At 74.5% G+C, this 12,421-nt stretch carries 15 protein-coding genes; 8 read left to right on the forward strand and 7 right to left on the reverse strand.

Features of this window, described 5'->3' with window-relative positions; translation table 11 throughout:
• Positions 1-58: 58 nt before the first annotated feature.
• Entirely contained in the window at positions 59-1,732 is a 1,674-nt protein-coding gene (locus tag NHG27_RS00445; protein WP_497014386.1) for a molybdopterin-dependent oxidoreductase, read from the reverse strand.
• A gap of 235 nt (positions 1,733-1,967) precedes the next feature.
• Between NHG27_RS00445 and NHG27_RS00450 the strand changes: the two genes are divergently transcribed.
• From NHG27_RS00450 to NHG27_RS00460, 3 genes are read left to right on the forward strand one after another with little or no spacing between them, the layout of a single operon-like run.
• The gene (locus tag NHG27_RS00450; protein WP_497014387.1) at positions 1,968-3,047 is read left to right on the forward strand and encodes a putative F420-0 ABC transporter substrate-binding protein; all 1,080 of its coding nucleotides are present in this window, start codon (positions 1,968-1,970) and stop codon (positions 3,045-3,047) included.
• Between the two features lie 26 nt (positions 3,048-3,073).
• Positions 3,074-4,153, forward strand: a complete 1,080-nt coding sequence (locus tag NHG27_RS00455) for a putative F420-0 ABC transporter permease subunit (RefSeq protein ID WP_497014388.1) — start codon at positions 3,074-3,076, stop codon at positions 4,151-4,153.
• Entirely contained in the window at positions 4,150-4,962 is an 813-nt protein-coding gene (locus NHG27_RS00460; protein ID WP_497014389.1) for a putative F420-0 ABC transporter ATP-binding protein, read from the forward strand. Before NHG27_RS00455 ends, NHG27_RS00460 begins: the two co-directional genes overlap by 4 nt.
• A gap of 100 nt (positions 4,963-5,062) precedes the next feature.
• On the opposite strand, the gene NHG27_RS00465 is transcribed toward NHG27_RS00460, so the two are convergent.
• The 3 genes from NHG27_RS00465 to NHG27_RS00475 form a co-directional block, all read right to left on the reverse strand.
• Positions 5,063-5,488, reverse strand: a complete 426-nt coding sequence (locus tag NHG27_RS00465; protein ID WP_193720973.1) for a CoA-binding protein — start codon at positions 5,486-5,488, stop codon at positions 5,063-5,065.
• An 81-nt stretch (positions 5,489-5,569) separates the two neighbouring features.
• The gene (locus NHG27_RS00470; protein WP_497014390.1) at positions 5,570-6,145 is read right to left on the reverse strand and encodes an anthrone oxygenase family protein; all 576 of its coding nucleotides are present in this window, start codon (positions 6,143-6,145) and stop codon (positions 5,570-5,572) included.
• The gene (locus NHG27_RS00475) at positions 6,145-7,071 is read right to left on the reverse strand and encodes an NAD(P)H-binding protein (protein WP_497014391.1); all 927 of its coding nucleotides are present in this window, start codon (positions 7,069-7,071) and stop codon (positions 6,145-6,147) included. Before NHG27_RS00475 ends, NHG27_RS00470 begins: the two co-directional genes overlap by 1 nt.
• Positions 7,072-7,207: 136 nt before the next feature.
• On the opposite strand from NHG27_RS00475, the gene NHG27_RS00480 reads away from it, so the two are divergent.
• Together NHG27_RS00480 and NHG27_RS00485 are read left to right on the forward strand one after the other, a co-directional pair.
• Entirely contained in the window at positions 7,208-8,161 is a 954-nt protein-coding gene (locus NHG27_RS00480) for an AraC family transcriptional regulator (protein ID WP_497014392.1), read from the forward strand.
• A gap of 189 nt (positions 8,162-8,350) precedes the next feature.
• Positions 8,351-8,764: a PNPOx family protein gene (locus tag NHG27_RS00485; RefSeq protein WP_497014393.1), complete on the forward strand. Its 414-nt coding sequence runs from the start codon at positions 8,351-8,353 to the stop codon at positions 8,762-8,764.
• A 57-nt stretch (positions 8,765-8,821) separates the two neighbouring features.
• On the opposite strand, the gene NHG27_RS00490 is transcribed toward NHG27_RS00485, so the two are convergent.
• Together NHG27_RS00490 and NHG27_RS00495 are read right to left on the reverse strand one after the other, a co-directional pair.
• Positions 8,822-9,475: an NAD(P)-dependent oxidoreductase gene (locus NHG27_RS00490; protein ID WP_497014394.1), complete on the reverse strand. Its 654-nt coding sequence runs from the start codon at positions 9,473-9,475 to the stop codon at positions 8,822-8,824.
• A complete protein-coding gene (locus NHG27_RS00495; protein WP_497014395.1) occupies positions 9,472-10,107 on the reverse strand; it encodes a TetR/AcrR family transcriptional regulator in 636 nt (211 codons plus the stop codon). Before NHG27_RS00495 ends, NHG27_RS00490 begins: the two co-directional genes overlap by 4 nt.
• Positions 10,108-10,223: 116 nt before the next feature.
• On the opposite strand from NHG27_RS00495, the gene NHG27_RS00500 reads away from it, so the two are divergent.
• From NHG27_RS00500 to NHG27_RS00510, 3 genes are all read left to right on the forward strand, one after another.
• Positions 10,224-10,829 carry an HhH-GPD-type base excision DNA repair protein gene (locus tag NHG27_RS00500; protein WP_193720977.1) on the forward strand — a complete coding sequence of 202 codons (606 nt, stop codon included), beginning with the start codon at positions 10,224-10,226 and terminating at the stop codon, positions 10,827-10,829.
• Between the two features lie 143 nt (positions 10,830-10,972).
• Positions 10,973-11,338 (forward strand): VOC family protein, encoded by a 366-nt coding sequence (locus NHG27_RS00505; protein ID WP_497014396.1) that lies wholly within the window; start codon positions 10,973-10,975, stop codon positions 11,336-11,338.
• A gap of 212 nt (positions 11,339-11,550) precedes the next feature.
• The gene (locus NHG27_RS00510) at positions 11,551-11,706 is read left to right on the forward strand and encodes a hypothetical protein (protein ID WP_193720979.1); all 156 of its coding nucleotides are present in this window, start codon (positions 11,551-11,553) and stop codon (positions 11,704-11,706) included.
• A 121-nt stretch (positions 11,707-11,827) separates the two neighbouring features.
• Here NHG27_RS00510 and NHG27_RS00515 read toward each other — a convergent pair whose 3' ends face one another.
• Positions 11,828-12,217, reverse strand: a complete 390-nt coding sequence (locus NHG27_RS00515) for a hypothetical protein (protein ID WP_497014397.1) — start codon at positions 12,215-12,217, stop codon at positions 11,828-11,830.
• Between the last annotated feature and the right edge of the window lie 204 nt (positions 12,218-12,421).

The raw sequence follows: 12,421 nt of genomic DNA on the forward strand, positions 1-12,421 counted from the left end.
GCCACGCCGCGCGGCGTCGTCCACGCCGCTGCGCGAGGTGCTCGCATGCTGGACGGGTTCACCCCACGCGGACCTCGATCGCGTCCCAGCCGCTCGACCCGTCGGGGGCGGGCGGTGCCTCGGTCGAGGTCTGGACCGTGCCGTCGGCGTCGGTCGCCCGGACCGCGAGGCGGTGGCTGCCCGCCGCGGGCGACGCCCAGGTCCAGGTCCACTGGCGCCAGGTGTCGGCCGAGACGGTCTCCGCGAGCTCGGCCTGCTCCCACTCCCCCTCGTCGACCCGCACCTCGACGCCCGCGACGCCCGTGTGCTGGGACCACGCGACGCCCGCGACGACCACGTCCCCGGCGGCGCCGGGCGACACCGTCGCACCCGCCCGGGGCACGTCGATGCGTGACGACGTCTTGATCGGCCCGCGCTCGGACCAGCCGCGCGTGGACCAGTAGGCGACGTCGTCGGCGAAGCGCGTGACCTTGAGCTCGACGACCCACTTGGTCGCCGAGACGTACCCGTACAGCCCCGGCACGACCATGCGCACCGGGAAGCCGTGCGCGAGCGGCAGCGGCTCACCGTTCATGCCGACCGCGAGCAGGGACTCGCGGCCCGGGTCCGTGAGCACGTCGAGCGGCGTGCTCGCGGTCCAGCCGTCGGCGCTGCGCGAGAGCACCATGTCGGCGTCCGCGCGCGGACGGGCGCGGGCGAGCAGGTCGCGCAGCGGGTACCCGAGCCACACCGCGTTGCCGACCAGGTTCCCGCCGACCTCGTTCGACACGCACGTCAGGGTCGTGGCGTGCTCGACGAGGGGCAGCGCGAGCAGCTCCGCGAACGTGAGCTCGACCTCCTCCTCGACGAGCCCGACGACGCGCAGCCGCCAGTCGTCCGGGTTGACCTCGGGCACGCGCAGGGCCGTGTCGATGCGGTAGAAGTCGTCGTTGGGCGTCACGTAGGGCGTGATGCCGGGCACGGCGAGGTCTGCCCCGGCCGGGACCACGACGGCGGGCCCGGTCGGGGCCGGGAGGCGGATCGCGTCGCGCGCCGCGGTCACTGCCCGGGCAGAGGCGGACAGCGCGCGCGACACCCCGCCGACCACGACCGCGGTCGCGGTCGTGAGGCCCGCGAAGACGAGGAACGACCGGCGGTCGACCGCCTCGCGCCGACGGGCCGCGGTGAGCGGGGTCTCGGGGTCGGCCGGACCCGTCGTGGCCGCGAGCGCCGCGCTGCGCCACGTCCGCAGCCGCGCCGCGCCCGTCCGCAGCAGCATCACGCCGACGCCGACCCCCACCACGGTCGGCAGCGCCCACAGGGGCGTCGCGTCGGGTCGCGTGACGGCGGCGGCCACCCCCACGAGGCCGACCGCGACGAGCAGGACGGCGCCCCACGGCGGCCGTCGCGTCTCGAGGGTCCCGGCGGCGACGGCCGCGAGCGCCAGCACCACGACGATCCCGAGGATCAGCACGGTCTTGTCCGCGGTCCCGAACGTCTCGACCGCGAAGTCCTTGAGCCACGGCGGCACCCGGTCCACGACCCCGGCGCCCACGACGAGGACGGGGCTCGACCCGGCACCCACGACGAGCGCGACGAGCTCGGCCACGGCGAACGCCCCGAGGGCCGACACGATCCCGAGCAGCGGCGCCCACAGCCGTGACGGACCGGTGCGCGCCGCGCCGGACCCGCGGCCGGGCGTGCCGGGCGTGCCGGGCGTGCCGGGAGGGGTGGGCTCCGCCGTCGGGCTCATGTGCCCACTGTAGGTCCGTGCGCCGCGCGGACGGCGGTCTCACCGACCGTGGCCCCCGGCCGCCACGACCTACTAGGCTGGGGTGCGGATCGCGGGCCGTGCTTGGCTCGCCGCAGCGGCCCGTGCTTGGGCCGCGGATCCTCGTCGCGGATTGTGGCGCCCTATCCCTCTCGCATCTCGCCGCGCCGCCGTGCCCTGCACCGGTCGAGCAGGCGACCTCCCGACCTGGAGTGCTGTGCTGTCCACGCTGCGCCGTGTCCGACCGTCCGTCCGCCCGTCCCGTCGCGCACCGGGCGTCGGCCCGACGGCGGCGCTCGCCCTGGCCTCGTCCCTCGCCCTCGCGGGGTGCTCGGCCGCCGGGGCCCCGTCGGCCGGTGGGTCGGACGAGTCGTCCGCGCCCGCCGGGACCGACGTCGCGGCGACGACGTACCCCCTGACGCTCGACAACTGCGGGTTCGACGTCACGTTCGACGCCGTGCCGGAGAAGGTCGTGACGATCAAGTCGAGCACGACCGAGATGATGCTCGCGCTCGGACTGGGCGACCGGATCGTCGGGACCGCGTTCCCCGACGGGCCCGTGGCCGAGCGGTGGGCCGACGTCGCCGCCGACCTCCCGGCCGTCGCGACCCCGCTCGCGGACAAGGTCCCCGGCGCGGAGGCGGTCCTCACGCTCGAGCCCGACCTCGTGTACGCGGGGTGGGAGTCCAACCTCACCGCCGAGGGCGCGGGCGACCGCTCGACCCTCCAGCAGCTCGGCGTCCAGACCTACGTCTCGCCCTCGGCCTGCAAGGACGAGGCGTACAAGCCGGACCCGCTCACGTTCGACGACGTGTTCGCCGAGATCACCGAGGCAGGCCAGGTCTTCGACGTCGCCGGGACGGCGGAGGACCTCGTGGCGGCCCAGCGCGCAGGGCTCGACGCCGTCGAGCCCGACGACCGCGGGCTCACGGCCCTGTGGTACTCGTCCGGGTCGGACATCCCCTACGTGGGTGCCGGGACCGGTGCGCCGCAGATGATCATGGACGCCGTCGGGCTCGAGAACATCGCGGCCTCGGTCCGGGACACCTGGACGCCGTTCTCGTTCGAGGAGATCATCGCGGCCGACCCCGACGTGATCGTGCTCGTCGACTCGGCCTGGAACACGGCGCAGTCCAAGATCGACGCCCTGCAGGCCAACCCGGCCACGGCCAACCTCACGGCCGTGCGGGAGGACCGCTTCCTGACCGTCCCCTTCCCCGCGACCGAGGCGGGCGTCCGCAACGTCGACGCCGTCGAGGACCTCGGCGCGCAGCTCGCCGCGCTGACCGTCTCCTGAGAGGTCCGGCACCCGTGAGAAGCCTCGTGGCCGAGACGAGCACCGCCCCGTCGGGAGAGCGCGCCCCCGCGCGCCGCTCCCCGGGGAACCGGCGCGCGGCCCCGTGGTGGCTCGCCGGGGCGTCGCTCGCGCTCGTCCTGAGCGTCGTGGTCGCCGTGACGATCGGCCCCGCGGACCTCACGTGGAGCGACGTGTGGCGCTCGATCGCGACGCACGTCGGGCTCGGCGGGCCGCTCGGGCTCGAACCGCTGCCGCTCCTGCAGGACGGCATGGTGTGGCAGCTCCGCCTGCCGCGGGTCCTCACGGCCGCGGCCGTCGGGTCAGGGCTCGCGATCTGCGGAGCCGTCATGCAGTCCCTCACGCGCAACCCGCTCGCCGACCCGTACCTGCTCGGGCTCTCGTCGGGCGCCTCGCTCGGCGCGGTCCTCGTCCTGGTCCTCGGCGTGAGCGTCCTGCTGCCCGTCGCGGCGTTCGGCGGCGCCGTCCTGGCCCTGGTCGCGGCGCTCGCGCTCGCCGGTTCGCTCGGGGCGGTCACCCCCACACGGACGGTCCTCGCGGGTCTCGCGGTGAGCCAGCTCGCGGCCGCGGCGACGTCGTTCATCATCTTCTGGTCCGCGACAGGGGACTCCTACCGCGAGATCCTGTCGTGGCTCATGGGGTCGGTCGCGGGGGCCACCTGGACGTCCGTGGCGATCGCGGGCGGGGCCGTGCTGGTCCTGGGCACGCTCCTCGCCTCGACGGGCTCGGTGCTCGACGCCTTCACGTTCGGCGACACCGCGGCCGCGGGCCTCGGCATCGCCGTGAACCGGACCCGCTGGCTGCTGCTCGTGGGGGTCGCGCTGCTCACCGGAGCGCTGGTCTCGGTCTCGGGCGCGATCGGGTTCGTGGGCCTGATCCTGCCGCACGCCGTCCGGCTCCTGACGGGCGCCCGGCACCGCGTGCTGCTGCCCCTCGCGGCACTGCTCGGCGGGTCGTTCCTGGTGTGGGCGGACACGCTCGCCCGCACGATCTTCGCCCCGCGCGAGCTGCCCGTGGGCATCCTCACGGCCGCGATCGGTGCGCCCGTCTTCGCGCTCATCCTGTGGCGAGGGAGGCGGGCGCTGTGAGCAGGGAGAGCGCTGTGGTCCCGGGCGCGGAGGGCGGTCGTGGGCTCGACGCGTCGCGCGTCTCGTGGTCGGCCGGGACACGGCTCGTCCTCGACGGGGTCGACGCGACCGCTCCCCCGGGCGCCGTGAGCGGGCTGCTCGGACCGAACGGCTCGGGGAAGTCGACGCTGCTGCGCGCGATCGCGGCCACGCAGGTCCCGGACGCGGGCGAGGTCCGGTTCGACGGCGAGGACCTCCTGGGCATGCCGCGGCGCCGTCGGGCCCGTCGGGTCGCGCTCGTCGAGCAGGACGCGTCGACCGACCTGCCGATCTCGGTGCTCGACGCGGTGCTGCTCGGCCGCATCCCCCACCGCCCCCTCCTCGCGGGGGACACCGACGCCGACCGCGCCGTGGCCCGCGAGGCCCTGGTCCGCGCCGGGGTCGAGGAGCTCGCCGGGCGGTCGCTCGCGACGCTGTCCGGCGGTGAGCGTCAGCGCGTGCACATGGCTCGTGCGCTCGCCCAGGACCCGGCCCTGCTGCTCCTCGACGAGCCCACCAACCACCTCGACATCGCGGCCCAGCTCGCGGCCATGACGGTGCTGCGCAAGCTCGCCGCCGACGGCGTGACGGTCCTCGCAGCCCTGCACGACCTCAACCTCGCGGCGTCCTCGTGCGACCACGTCGTGGTCCTCGCGGAAGGGCGCGTCGTCGCGGCAGGACCGGTCAGGGAGGTCCTCGTGCCTGCCGTGATCGAACCGGTCTACGGGGTCCGCTGCGACGTGCTGACCCACCCACGGACGGGGCGCCCGGTGCTGGTGTTCGGCGACTGACCCTGCAGTGTCCCCCGGGGTGCCGAGAACGAGGTTGAGGTCGTTCTGCTGGTCGGAACGACCTCAACCCCGTTCTCGGCGCGCTGCGGGGCCTGGCCGGTCAGACGGCGGGGCCCAGGCGCGGCCACTCGATCGCGGGGCAGCGGTCCATGACCATGTCCAGACCGGCGTCGCGGACCCGCGCGAGGGCGTCCTCGTCGACCACGCCGAGCTGGAACCAGACGGCCTTCGCCCCGATCGCCACGGCCTGGTCCGCGACGTCCCCGGCGAGCTCGGACCGCACGAACACGTCCACCACGTCGACCGGGAACGGGATGTCGGCCAGCGAGGCGTACCCCTGCTCGCCGTGCACGGACTGGCCCGACGGGTGGACCGGCACGATCCGCTTGCCCTGACGCTGGAGCAGCCGCGCCACCCCGTAGGCAGCGCGTGCCGAGTTGTTCGACAGACCCACCACGGCCCAGGTCTCGGTGTCCGCGAGGACCGTGCGGATCGTGGCGTCGTCGCCCCAGCTCTGTTCGCTCATACCGGGGCGAACCCCGGCGTGCGAGCGGCTATTCCAGGTCCACCTCGACGACCGGACCGGGACCGGGCCCGACGGCGCCGCTCATCCCCCGACGAGCGTCACCAGTCCCAGGGTCAGGAGCAGGGCCGCCGCCGCGCACGCGAGGGTCCGCACATGGTTCCAGGCGACCCAGCGCCCCAGGAAGACCCGCCAGACCTGGTCACGCTCCGCCGTCGGGCTGGTGGCCCGGACCTTCACGTCGCGCACCCCTGCGCCCGAGGCCGGGACAGCGCGGGGCGAGGAGGCCGAGACCGCGGCGTCCGCGGCCTCGAGGCGGTCGTTGAGCGGGACGTTGACCGCCGCCGTCACCCCGATCCCGCCCACGAGGTAGACCACGGCACCCGCGAGGACGAGCGGCATGCCCGCCTCGCCCAGCCGGGTAGCCGCCACGACGCCGAGCACCGTCACCAGTCCGGTCGTCACGAGCAGGAGCGACCCGAACGGCACCCTCGTCGCATGACGGTTGATCGCGGCCATCGCCGCCGCGCCGACGTCCGGCGCGACCGACCGCAGACCGGCCATGACGAAGGTCGAGAACGCGAAGAGCACTCCCCCGACCAGGGCGCAGCCCACGGCCGCGACCACGACCGCCCACCCGAGGGCGCCGACCGCGTCCATCAGTGCACCTCCGAGAGAGCGGCCGGGGCTGCGGTGGAGGTCGGGGACCACACGGCGGCCTCGCGGCGCGCGAACCCGGCGAAGTCCCGGGGCTCGCGCCCGAGCGCCTCGCGGACCCCGTGGGCCAGGTGCGCGTTGCGACCGTCGAGAACCTCCTCGAAGAGGTAGCGCACGAGGTCGACGTCGTCCGCCGGGAGCCCCGCGGCACGCAGGCCGGCCGCGAACTCGTCGCCCGTGACGGTCCGGAGGCGGACCTCCCGCCCGCTCGCCGCACCGATCTCCGCGAGCGCCTCGCCGAACGTCAGCAGTCGCGGCCCCGTGAGCTCGTGGACCAGGCCCTCGTGCCCGGGCTGGGTCAGCGCGGCGACCGCGACCTCGGCCACGTCCTCGAGGTCGACGAACGGCTCGACCACGCCGTCGACCGGAAGGTGGACCACGCCGCCGAGCACGGGGTCCAGCAGGAAGCTCTCGCTGAAGTTCTGCGCGAACCATGCGCAGCGCACGACCGTGCACGCAGGGAAGGCCTCGGCGACGAGCCCCTCGGCCCGCTGTGCCTCGGGCTCGCCCCGGCCGGAGAGCAGGACCAGGCGCCGGACCCCCTCCCGGGCGGCGACCCCGGCGAGGTCGGCGACGACCTCGGGGACGCCGGGGGCTGCGAGGTCCGGGGCGACGGCCACGTAGACGGCGTCGGCTCCCGCGACGGCCGGGGCCCAGGTCGCCGGGTCGTCCCAGTCGAGCCGCACCTCGGTGCTGCGCGAGACGGGGCGGACGCGGACGCCCGCCGCGGTGAGGCGGGCGGCGACACGACGACCCGACTTGCCCGTCGCGCCGACGACGGCGACCAGCGGCGCGACGCCGTCCGGTGCTGCGGTTCCTGCGGGTCCTGCGGGTGCTGCGGTTTCTGCGGGGGGCTGGTGCGCGGTCATGTCGGTCTCCTGTGATCGATGGTCCGGTGCTGTGATTCGAGTCAACAGGTACCGTCCGAGACGTTCCATGGCCCAGAGGCTCGTCTGCATGTCCGTCCGTCTTCCACCGGGCAGCGGGGCGGCGTACGGTCGAGGCATGGACGCTGTCGCCGGACTGCTCGACGGGCCCCGCGCGCGGGGCGCCTTCCTGCTGCGCTCGCTCCTCGCGCCGCCGTGGTCGATGCGCATCGAGGACGAGGCGCCGCTCACGCTCGTACCCGTCGTGCACGGGACGGCGTGGATCGGGATGGACGCCGGGCCGGGACCCGACGAGCCGCGGCTCGACGCCCACCTCGTCGAGGGCGACGTCGCCCTGCTGCGCGGCCCACGCCACTACACCGTGGCCGACGCCCCCGGGACGCCACCGCAGATGGTGAGCGACGCCGTCGGGGCCTGCCGGGCGGTCGGCGACCAGCCGTCGCCCCTCGTCGACCTCGGCGTCCGGACCTGGGGAAACGACCCCGACGGTCCGACCGTCCTGCTGACCGGGACCTACCCCCTCGACGGCGAGGTCGGCGGCCGCCTGCTGAGCGTCCTGCCGCCGCTGCTCGTGCTGCGCCGGGGAGACCTCGACGCCGACCTCGTGTCGCTCCTCGCCCGCGAGATGGCGCACGACCGGCCCGGGCAGGAGGCCGTGCTCGACCGGTTGCTCGACATCCTGCTCATCGGCGCCCTGCGCGCCTGGCTCGACCGCGGCGAGGCGCCGGGGTGGTACCGCGCCGACGCCGACCCCGTGGTCGGGCACGCGCTGCGGCTCATGCACCACGAGCCGGCCACGGCCTGGACGGTCGAGTCCCTCGCGCGGTCCGTCGGGCTGTCGCGCGCCGCGTTCTCGCGCCGGTTCACCGAGCTCGTGGGCGAGCCGCCCATGAGCTACCTGACCGGGTGGCGCCTGACCCTCGCGGCCGACCTGCTGCTGGAACCCGGGGCGACGGTCGGGTCGGTGGCCCGCCAGGTCGGGTACGGGACACCGTTCGCACTGAGCGCAGCGTTCACACGCGTGCGCGGCCTGAGCCCGACCGCGCACCGGGAACGGGCCGGGGCCGCCTGAACGGCAACGGCACGGCCGGGCCGGACCGGGCCCTGCCCGCCGAGAACGAGGTTGCGGTCGTCATACCCGCCGAGACGACCGCAACCTCGTTCTCGAGGGCGCGCAACGTCGTGCTCGGCCGACAGCCGGTCACGACGTCGGGCGCTCGTGCGCTGGCCGGTGCACGCGCCGGCGCGCACCATGGCTGTCATGCCCATCCCGCACGCGGTCGCCCGGACCAACAGGCGTCTCCTCAACCCCCTCGTGCTCCGCATGTCGTCGCGCGTGCCCCCCTTCGCGACGGTCCACCACCACGGGCGGCGCAGCGGGCGCCCCTTCGCGACACCGGTCATGGCCTTCCGGGAGCCGGCGTCGGCGACCGCTCCGCACGAGGTCCGCGTGGTGATCGCCCTGACCTACGGCCCCGACGGGGACTGGCTCAGGAACGTCGAGGCCGTCGGTCTGTTCGGGCTCACGCGCGGTGGGCGCGGCTACGTCGTCGACGACCTGCGCCGCCTGCACGGCGACGCCGGGCTCCGGCTCGTCCCGGGCGTGATCCGGGTCGCGCTGCGGGTGCTGCGCGTGGACGAGTTCCTCGACGGGCGGGTGGGTCCGCCCCGCTGAGGCAGCGCCCCCACTCGCCGGGCCGCACCGGCCGCCCGCGGTGCCGCTCCGGGCGGCTCAGCGCGACGCCGGACGCCAGCCGGTCGGCGTGGTGACCAGGACCCGCTTGCCCACGTACTCGGGGTTCGTGGCGATCTCCACGAGCGCCCTGCCCGCGTTCGCGAACGGCAGGGTGGGCAGGCCGGGGACCGAGCCCACCTCGTCGAGCGGCTCGACGGTCTCGGACGCCAGCGCGGGCGCGTTCTTGAGGTTCACCGGGTAGGCGATCGTCCACCGGAGGGCCGACCCAGGCAGGATCGCCTCGGACGCGGCCTTGTCCGCGAACATCGACGAGATGACCGTGCGGTAGATCAGGCGCGCGAACCAGGAGGCCTTGGCGGCGGTGTCCCCCACGCCGAACGCCGAGACGAGCACGAACCGGTCGACGCCGGCCTGCTCGAGCCCTGCGACGATCGTGGGCAGCGTGCGCTGCATGAAGGTCTTGTCCTTGGCAGGCCCACCCACCGCCGACACGACGACGTCCGCGCCGCGCACGGCGTCGGCCAGCGTGGACGCGTCGTCGAGGGAGCCCGCGACGACGCTCACGCCCGGACGCGGCGGCACGGCCTCCGGGCGACGCGCGTACGCGACCACCTCGTGGCCCGCCGCGAGGGCGTGCTCGACGACCTGCGACCCGATGTTCCCGGTGGCACCCAGCACGACGATCTTCATGAGTTGTTCTCCCTGGTCGATGGTTCGGTGGTGTCTTCCTGGTCCCCGCGGGCGAGCGGCGAGCCGGTCACGACGCCCAGCGCGCGCAGGCACAGCCGGAGGACCTGCTCGCGCGGGACCGACGCCCCACCGCCGCTCTCTCGCGCGACCTCCTCGACGAACCCCAGCCATCCGCCGACCGCGAGGCGCGACAGGGTGGTGTCCGTCAGGTCGAGGTACTCCAGGATCCGGTCCACCTGGACGACGTGGTTGGCAGCAGCGAGCTCGTGCACCAGCGCGGGTGCGGAGGCGTGCGGGGCGTACAGGTCGCGCAGCTGGCCGCTGCTCGCCGAGAAGTGGTCGAGGTACGCGCCCAGCGCACGTTCGAGGTTCTCGCGGGCGCTGAGACCGGGAAGCGGCGCGGTGGCCGCCAGGATGGCCTCGGCCTCACGACGCAGGACGGCGTCGAGCAGCGAGTCCTTGCCCGGGAAGTAGTGGTAGACGAGCGCCCGGGTCACCCCGGCCTCCTGCGCGATGTCGCGCACCGAGACCGCGTCGAACCCCTGGTCCGCGAAGCGCTCGGACGCGACGCGCAGGATCTGCTCGCGGCGCTCGTCGGGGCTGAGGCGGCTCGCCTCGCTGTTGTTTGACACATGTCAAACTGTAGCCTCTGTTTGACATTGGTCCAACAGGCTCTGGGGCCTTGCCCGGCACGACCCGGCCGGGTCCGGGCGAGGCGCCCGCCGAGCGCGGCTGCCATGATGGGGGCATGGCCAACGACCTGTGGTTCACCGGCGACCCGGAAGCCGACACGCTGCTGTCCACCGACCCGTTCGCGCTGCTCGTCGGGATGCTCCTCGACCAGCAGGTCACCATGGAGTCGGCGTTCGCCGGGCCGCTCAAGATCTCCCAGCGCATGGGCGGGTTCGACGTGCACCGCATCGCCGCGGCCGAGCCCGAGTCGTTCGCCGCGATGGCCGCCACTCCCCCGGCGATCCACCGCTACCCCGGCTCCATGGCGGGTCGCGTGCAGGCCGTCGCCCAGGTCGTCGACGAGCAGTACGACGGCGACGTCACGCGCCTGTGGACCGACCCCGGACCCGACGGCAGCGCCCCCGACGGCCCGCTCGTCCTCAAGCGGCTCAAGGCCCTGCCGGGTTTCGGCGAGCAGAAGGCGAAGATCTTCCTCGCGCTCCTCGGCAAGCAGTACGGCGTCCAGCCCGAGGGGTGGCGCGAGGCAGCGGGGGCGTACGGCGAGGAGGGTGCGCGCCGCTCGATCGCCGACGTCGTCGACCAGCACTCGCTCGACCAGGTCCGCGAGACCAAGAAGGCGGCCAAGGCCGCGGCGAAGGCGGAGCGCGCGGCGAAGGGCTGACCGCCCGGGAGCGCTCCTGCCCGACGACGTCGCTCACCCCGGCGGACGGGTGCCCGTCGCGCTCGACGGACGTAGCGTGGAGAAGCGGGGACGCCGCCCGGCGCCCGGCCGCACCGCCCAGCACCCCGGTCGAGGAGGACCCCATGGCTCACGGCGACATCACGCACATCGACATCCCGGTCGGCGACACCCAGGCCGCCCGCACGTTCTACAGCGGGCTGTTCGGCTGGGACATCGCGGAGGTCCCCGGCTTCGAGGGGTACCCCATGTGGCGGGCACCCAACCAGATCAGCGGCGGCGGGCTCGCACCACGGGACGCGAGCTTCACGACCCCGCGCAGCTACGTCGAGGTCGACTCGATCGACGACACCCTCGCGCAGGTGTCCTCCCTCGGCGGGAAGGTGCTCATGGGCAAGTCGCAGATCAGCCCGACGAGCTGGTGGGCGATCTTCGAGGACCTCGACGGGAACCAGCTCGGCCTCTACGAGGGCGTCACGTCGACCGAATGACGAGGGTCTTCGTGGACGCACGGCGGAACCGGGGGTGGTCTCGGGGCGCGGCGGGTGCCGTGGCCGGCGGTCCGTCAGGGGCCGTTCGGCCGCCGTGCCCGGGAGGCACGTCGGCGGCGCGCTGTACGGTGCTCGCATGACTCCACGGGTGCGTCCGCGCGGGAACCAACCCCGCCCTCTCAGGCGGGTGTTGTCCTGAGACGAGGTGCCTCGTGGCACATTCACCCCACCGCCGGTGGAAGGGCTGCCGGTTGTGCAGCCCGCACAAGATCCGCGGGATCGGCGACGCCGCGCGCCTGCCCTTCCGCGACCTGCGCAAGATCGGACGCGTCCGTCGCTGGAACCGTCACGACGTCGACGACGAGTAGTCCCTGAGGAGGGCTGTGCGCCGACCCCCGGTGGGCGCACAGCCACTCGTCCCGAGGAGGCGGGCCGTGCGACACCCTCGCCTCGTGCGCCGTTCGCGACACCTGCGGTTCGGAACGCGCCTCACGCCGGTCCGAACACGACCCCTCCGTCCGGGTCGTCGCTGCGCCGGGGCCTGAGCCGGGCGGGGGCCGGCCACGGCAGCTCGAACCGGACGACGGGCGCGTCGATCGCCCCGAAGTCGTCGGTCTGGACGACGACGCGCTCGGGTGTGACCTCGACGAGCCGGACGCGGATCGGCTCGACGTCGTCCCCTTCGAGCATCCACACGTCGCCGAGCCACGAGAGTCCGGTGGCGTCGAGGGCTTCCTCGGCGTCGAGCCAGTCGACCGGGTCGGTGAGCGCGTGCCCCAGCAGGGAGACGGCGACCCACCCGTCACCGTCGGGACGGATCCAGCCGATGTGCTCACGGTCGTCGGGACGGCGGTGCGGGATCCAGTCGGCGGGAAGCATCAGGGAACGATACCGAGCGGCCGGCCGATCCGCCCAGCAGATTCTGTGCTGGGCGTTCGGCTCCGGTGCCCCTGCCGAGCACGACCTTCCGTTCAGTCGAACACGACCTTGCGGTCGCCAGACACCTCAGAACGACCACAACCTCGTTCTCGGCACCTCGTTCCCTGAGCGATCGCGGGCCGTCGGACCGGAAGGGCGGAACAA

Source organism: Oerskovia sp. 140933 (assembly GCF_059651515.1).

What these genes read in the sequence shown, in the direction of transcription:
- NHG27_RS00470 (WP_497014390.1), bottom strand. Translation starts at nt 6,145, where the DNA reads ATGGACGCGGTCGGCGCCCTCGGGTGGGCGGTCGTGGTCGCGGCCGTG.
- NHG27_RS00445 (WP_497014386.1), bottom strand. Translation starts at nt 1,732, where the DNA reads ATGAGCCCGACGGCGGAGCCCACCCCTCCCGGCACGCCCGGCACGCCC.
- NHG27_RS00515 (WP_497014397.1), bottom strand. Translation starts at nt 12,217, where the DNA reads ATGCTTCCCGCCGACTGGATCCCGCACCGCCGTCCCGACGACCGTGAG.
- NHG27_RS00465 (WP_193720973.1), bottom strand. Translation starts at nt 5,488, where the DNA reads ATGAGCGAACAGAGCTGGGGCGACGACGCCACGATCCGCACGGTCCTC.
- NHG27_RS00485 (WP_497014393.1), top strand. Translation starts at nt 8,351, where the DNA reads ATGCCCATCCCGCACGCGGTCGCCCGGACCAACAGGCGTCTCCTCAAC.
- NHG27_RS00500 (WP_193720977.1), top strand. Translation starts at nt 10,224, where the DNA reads ATGGCCAACGACCTGTGGTTCACCGGCGACCCGGAAGCCGACACGCTG.
- NHG27_RS00490 (WP_497014394.1), bottom strand. Translation starts at nt 9,475, where the DNA reads ATGAAGATCGTCGTGCTGGGTGCCACCGGGAACATCGGGTCGCAGGTC.
- NHG27_RS00480 (WP_497014392.1), top strand. Translation starts at nt 7,208, where the DNA reads ATGGACGCTGTCGCCGGACTGCTCGACGGGCCCCGCGCGCGGGGCGCC.
- NHG27_RS00505 (WP_497014396.1), top strand. Translation starts at nt 10,973, where the DNA reads ATGGCTCACGGCGACATCACGCACATCGACATCCCGGTCGGCGACACC.
- NHG27_RS00475 (WP_497014391.1), bottom strand. Translation starts at nt 7,071, where the DNA reads ATGACCGCGCACCAGCCCCCCGCAGAAACCGCAGCACCCGCAGGACCC.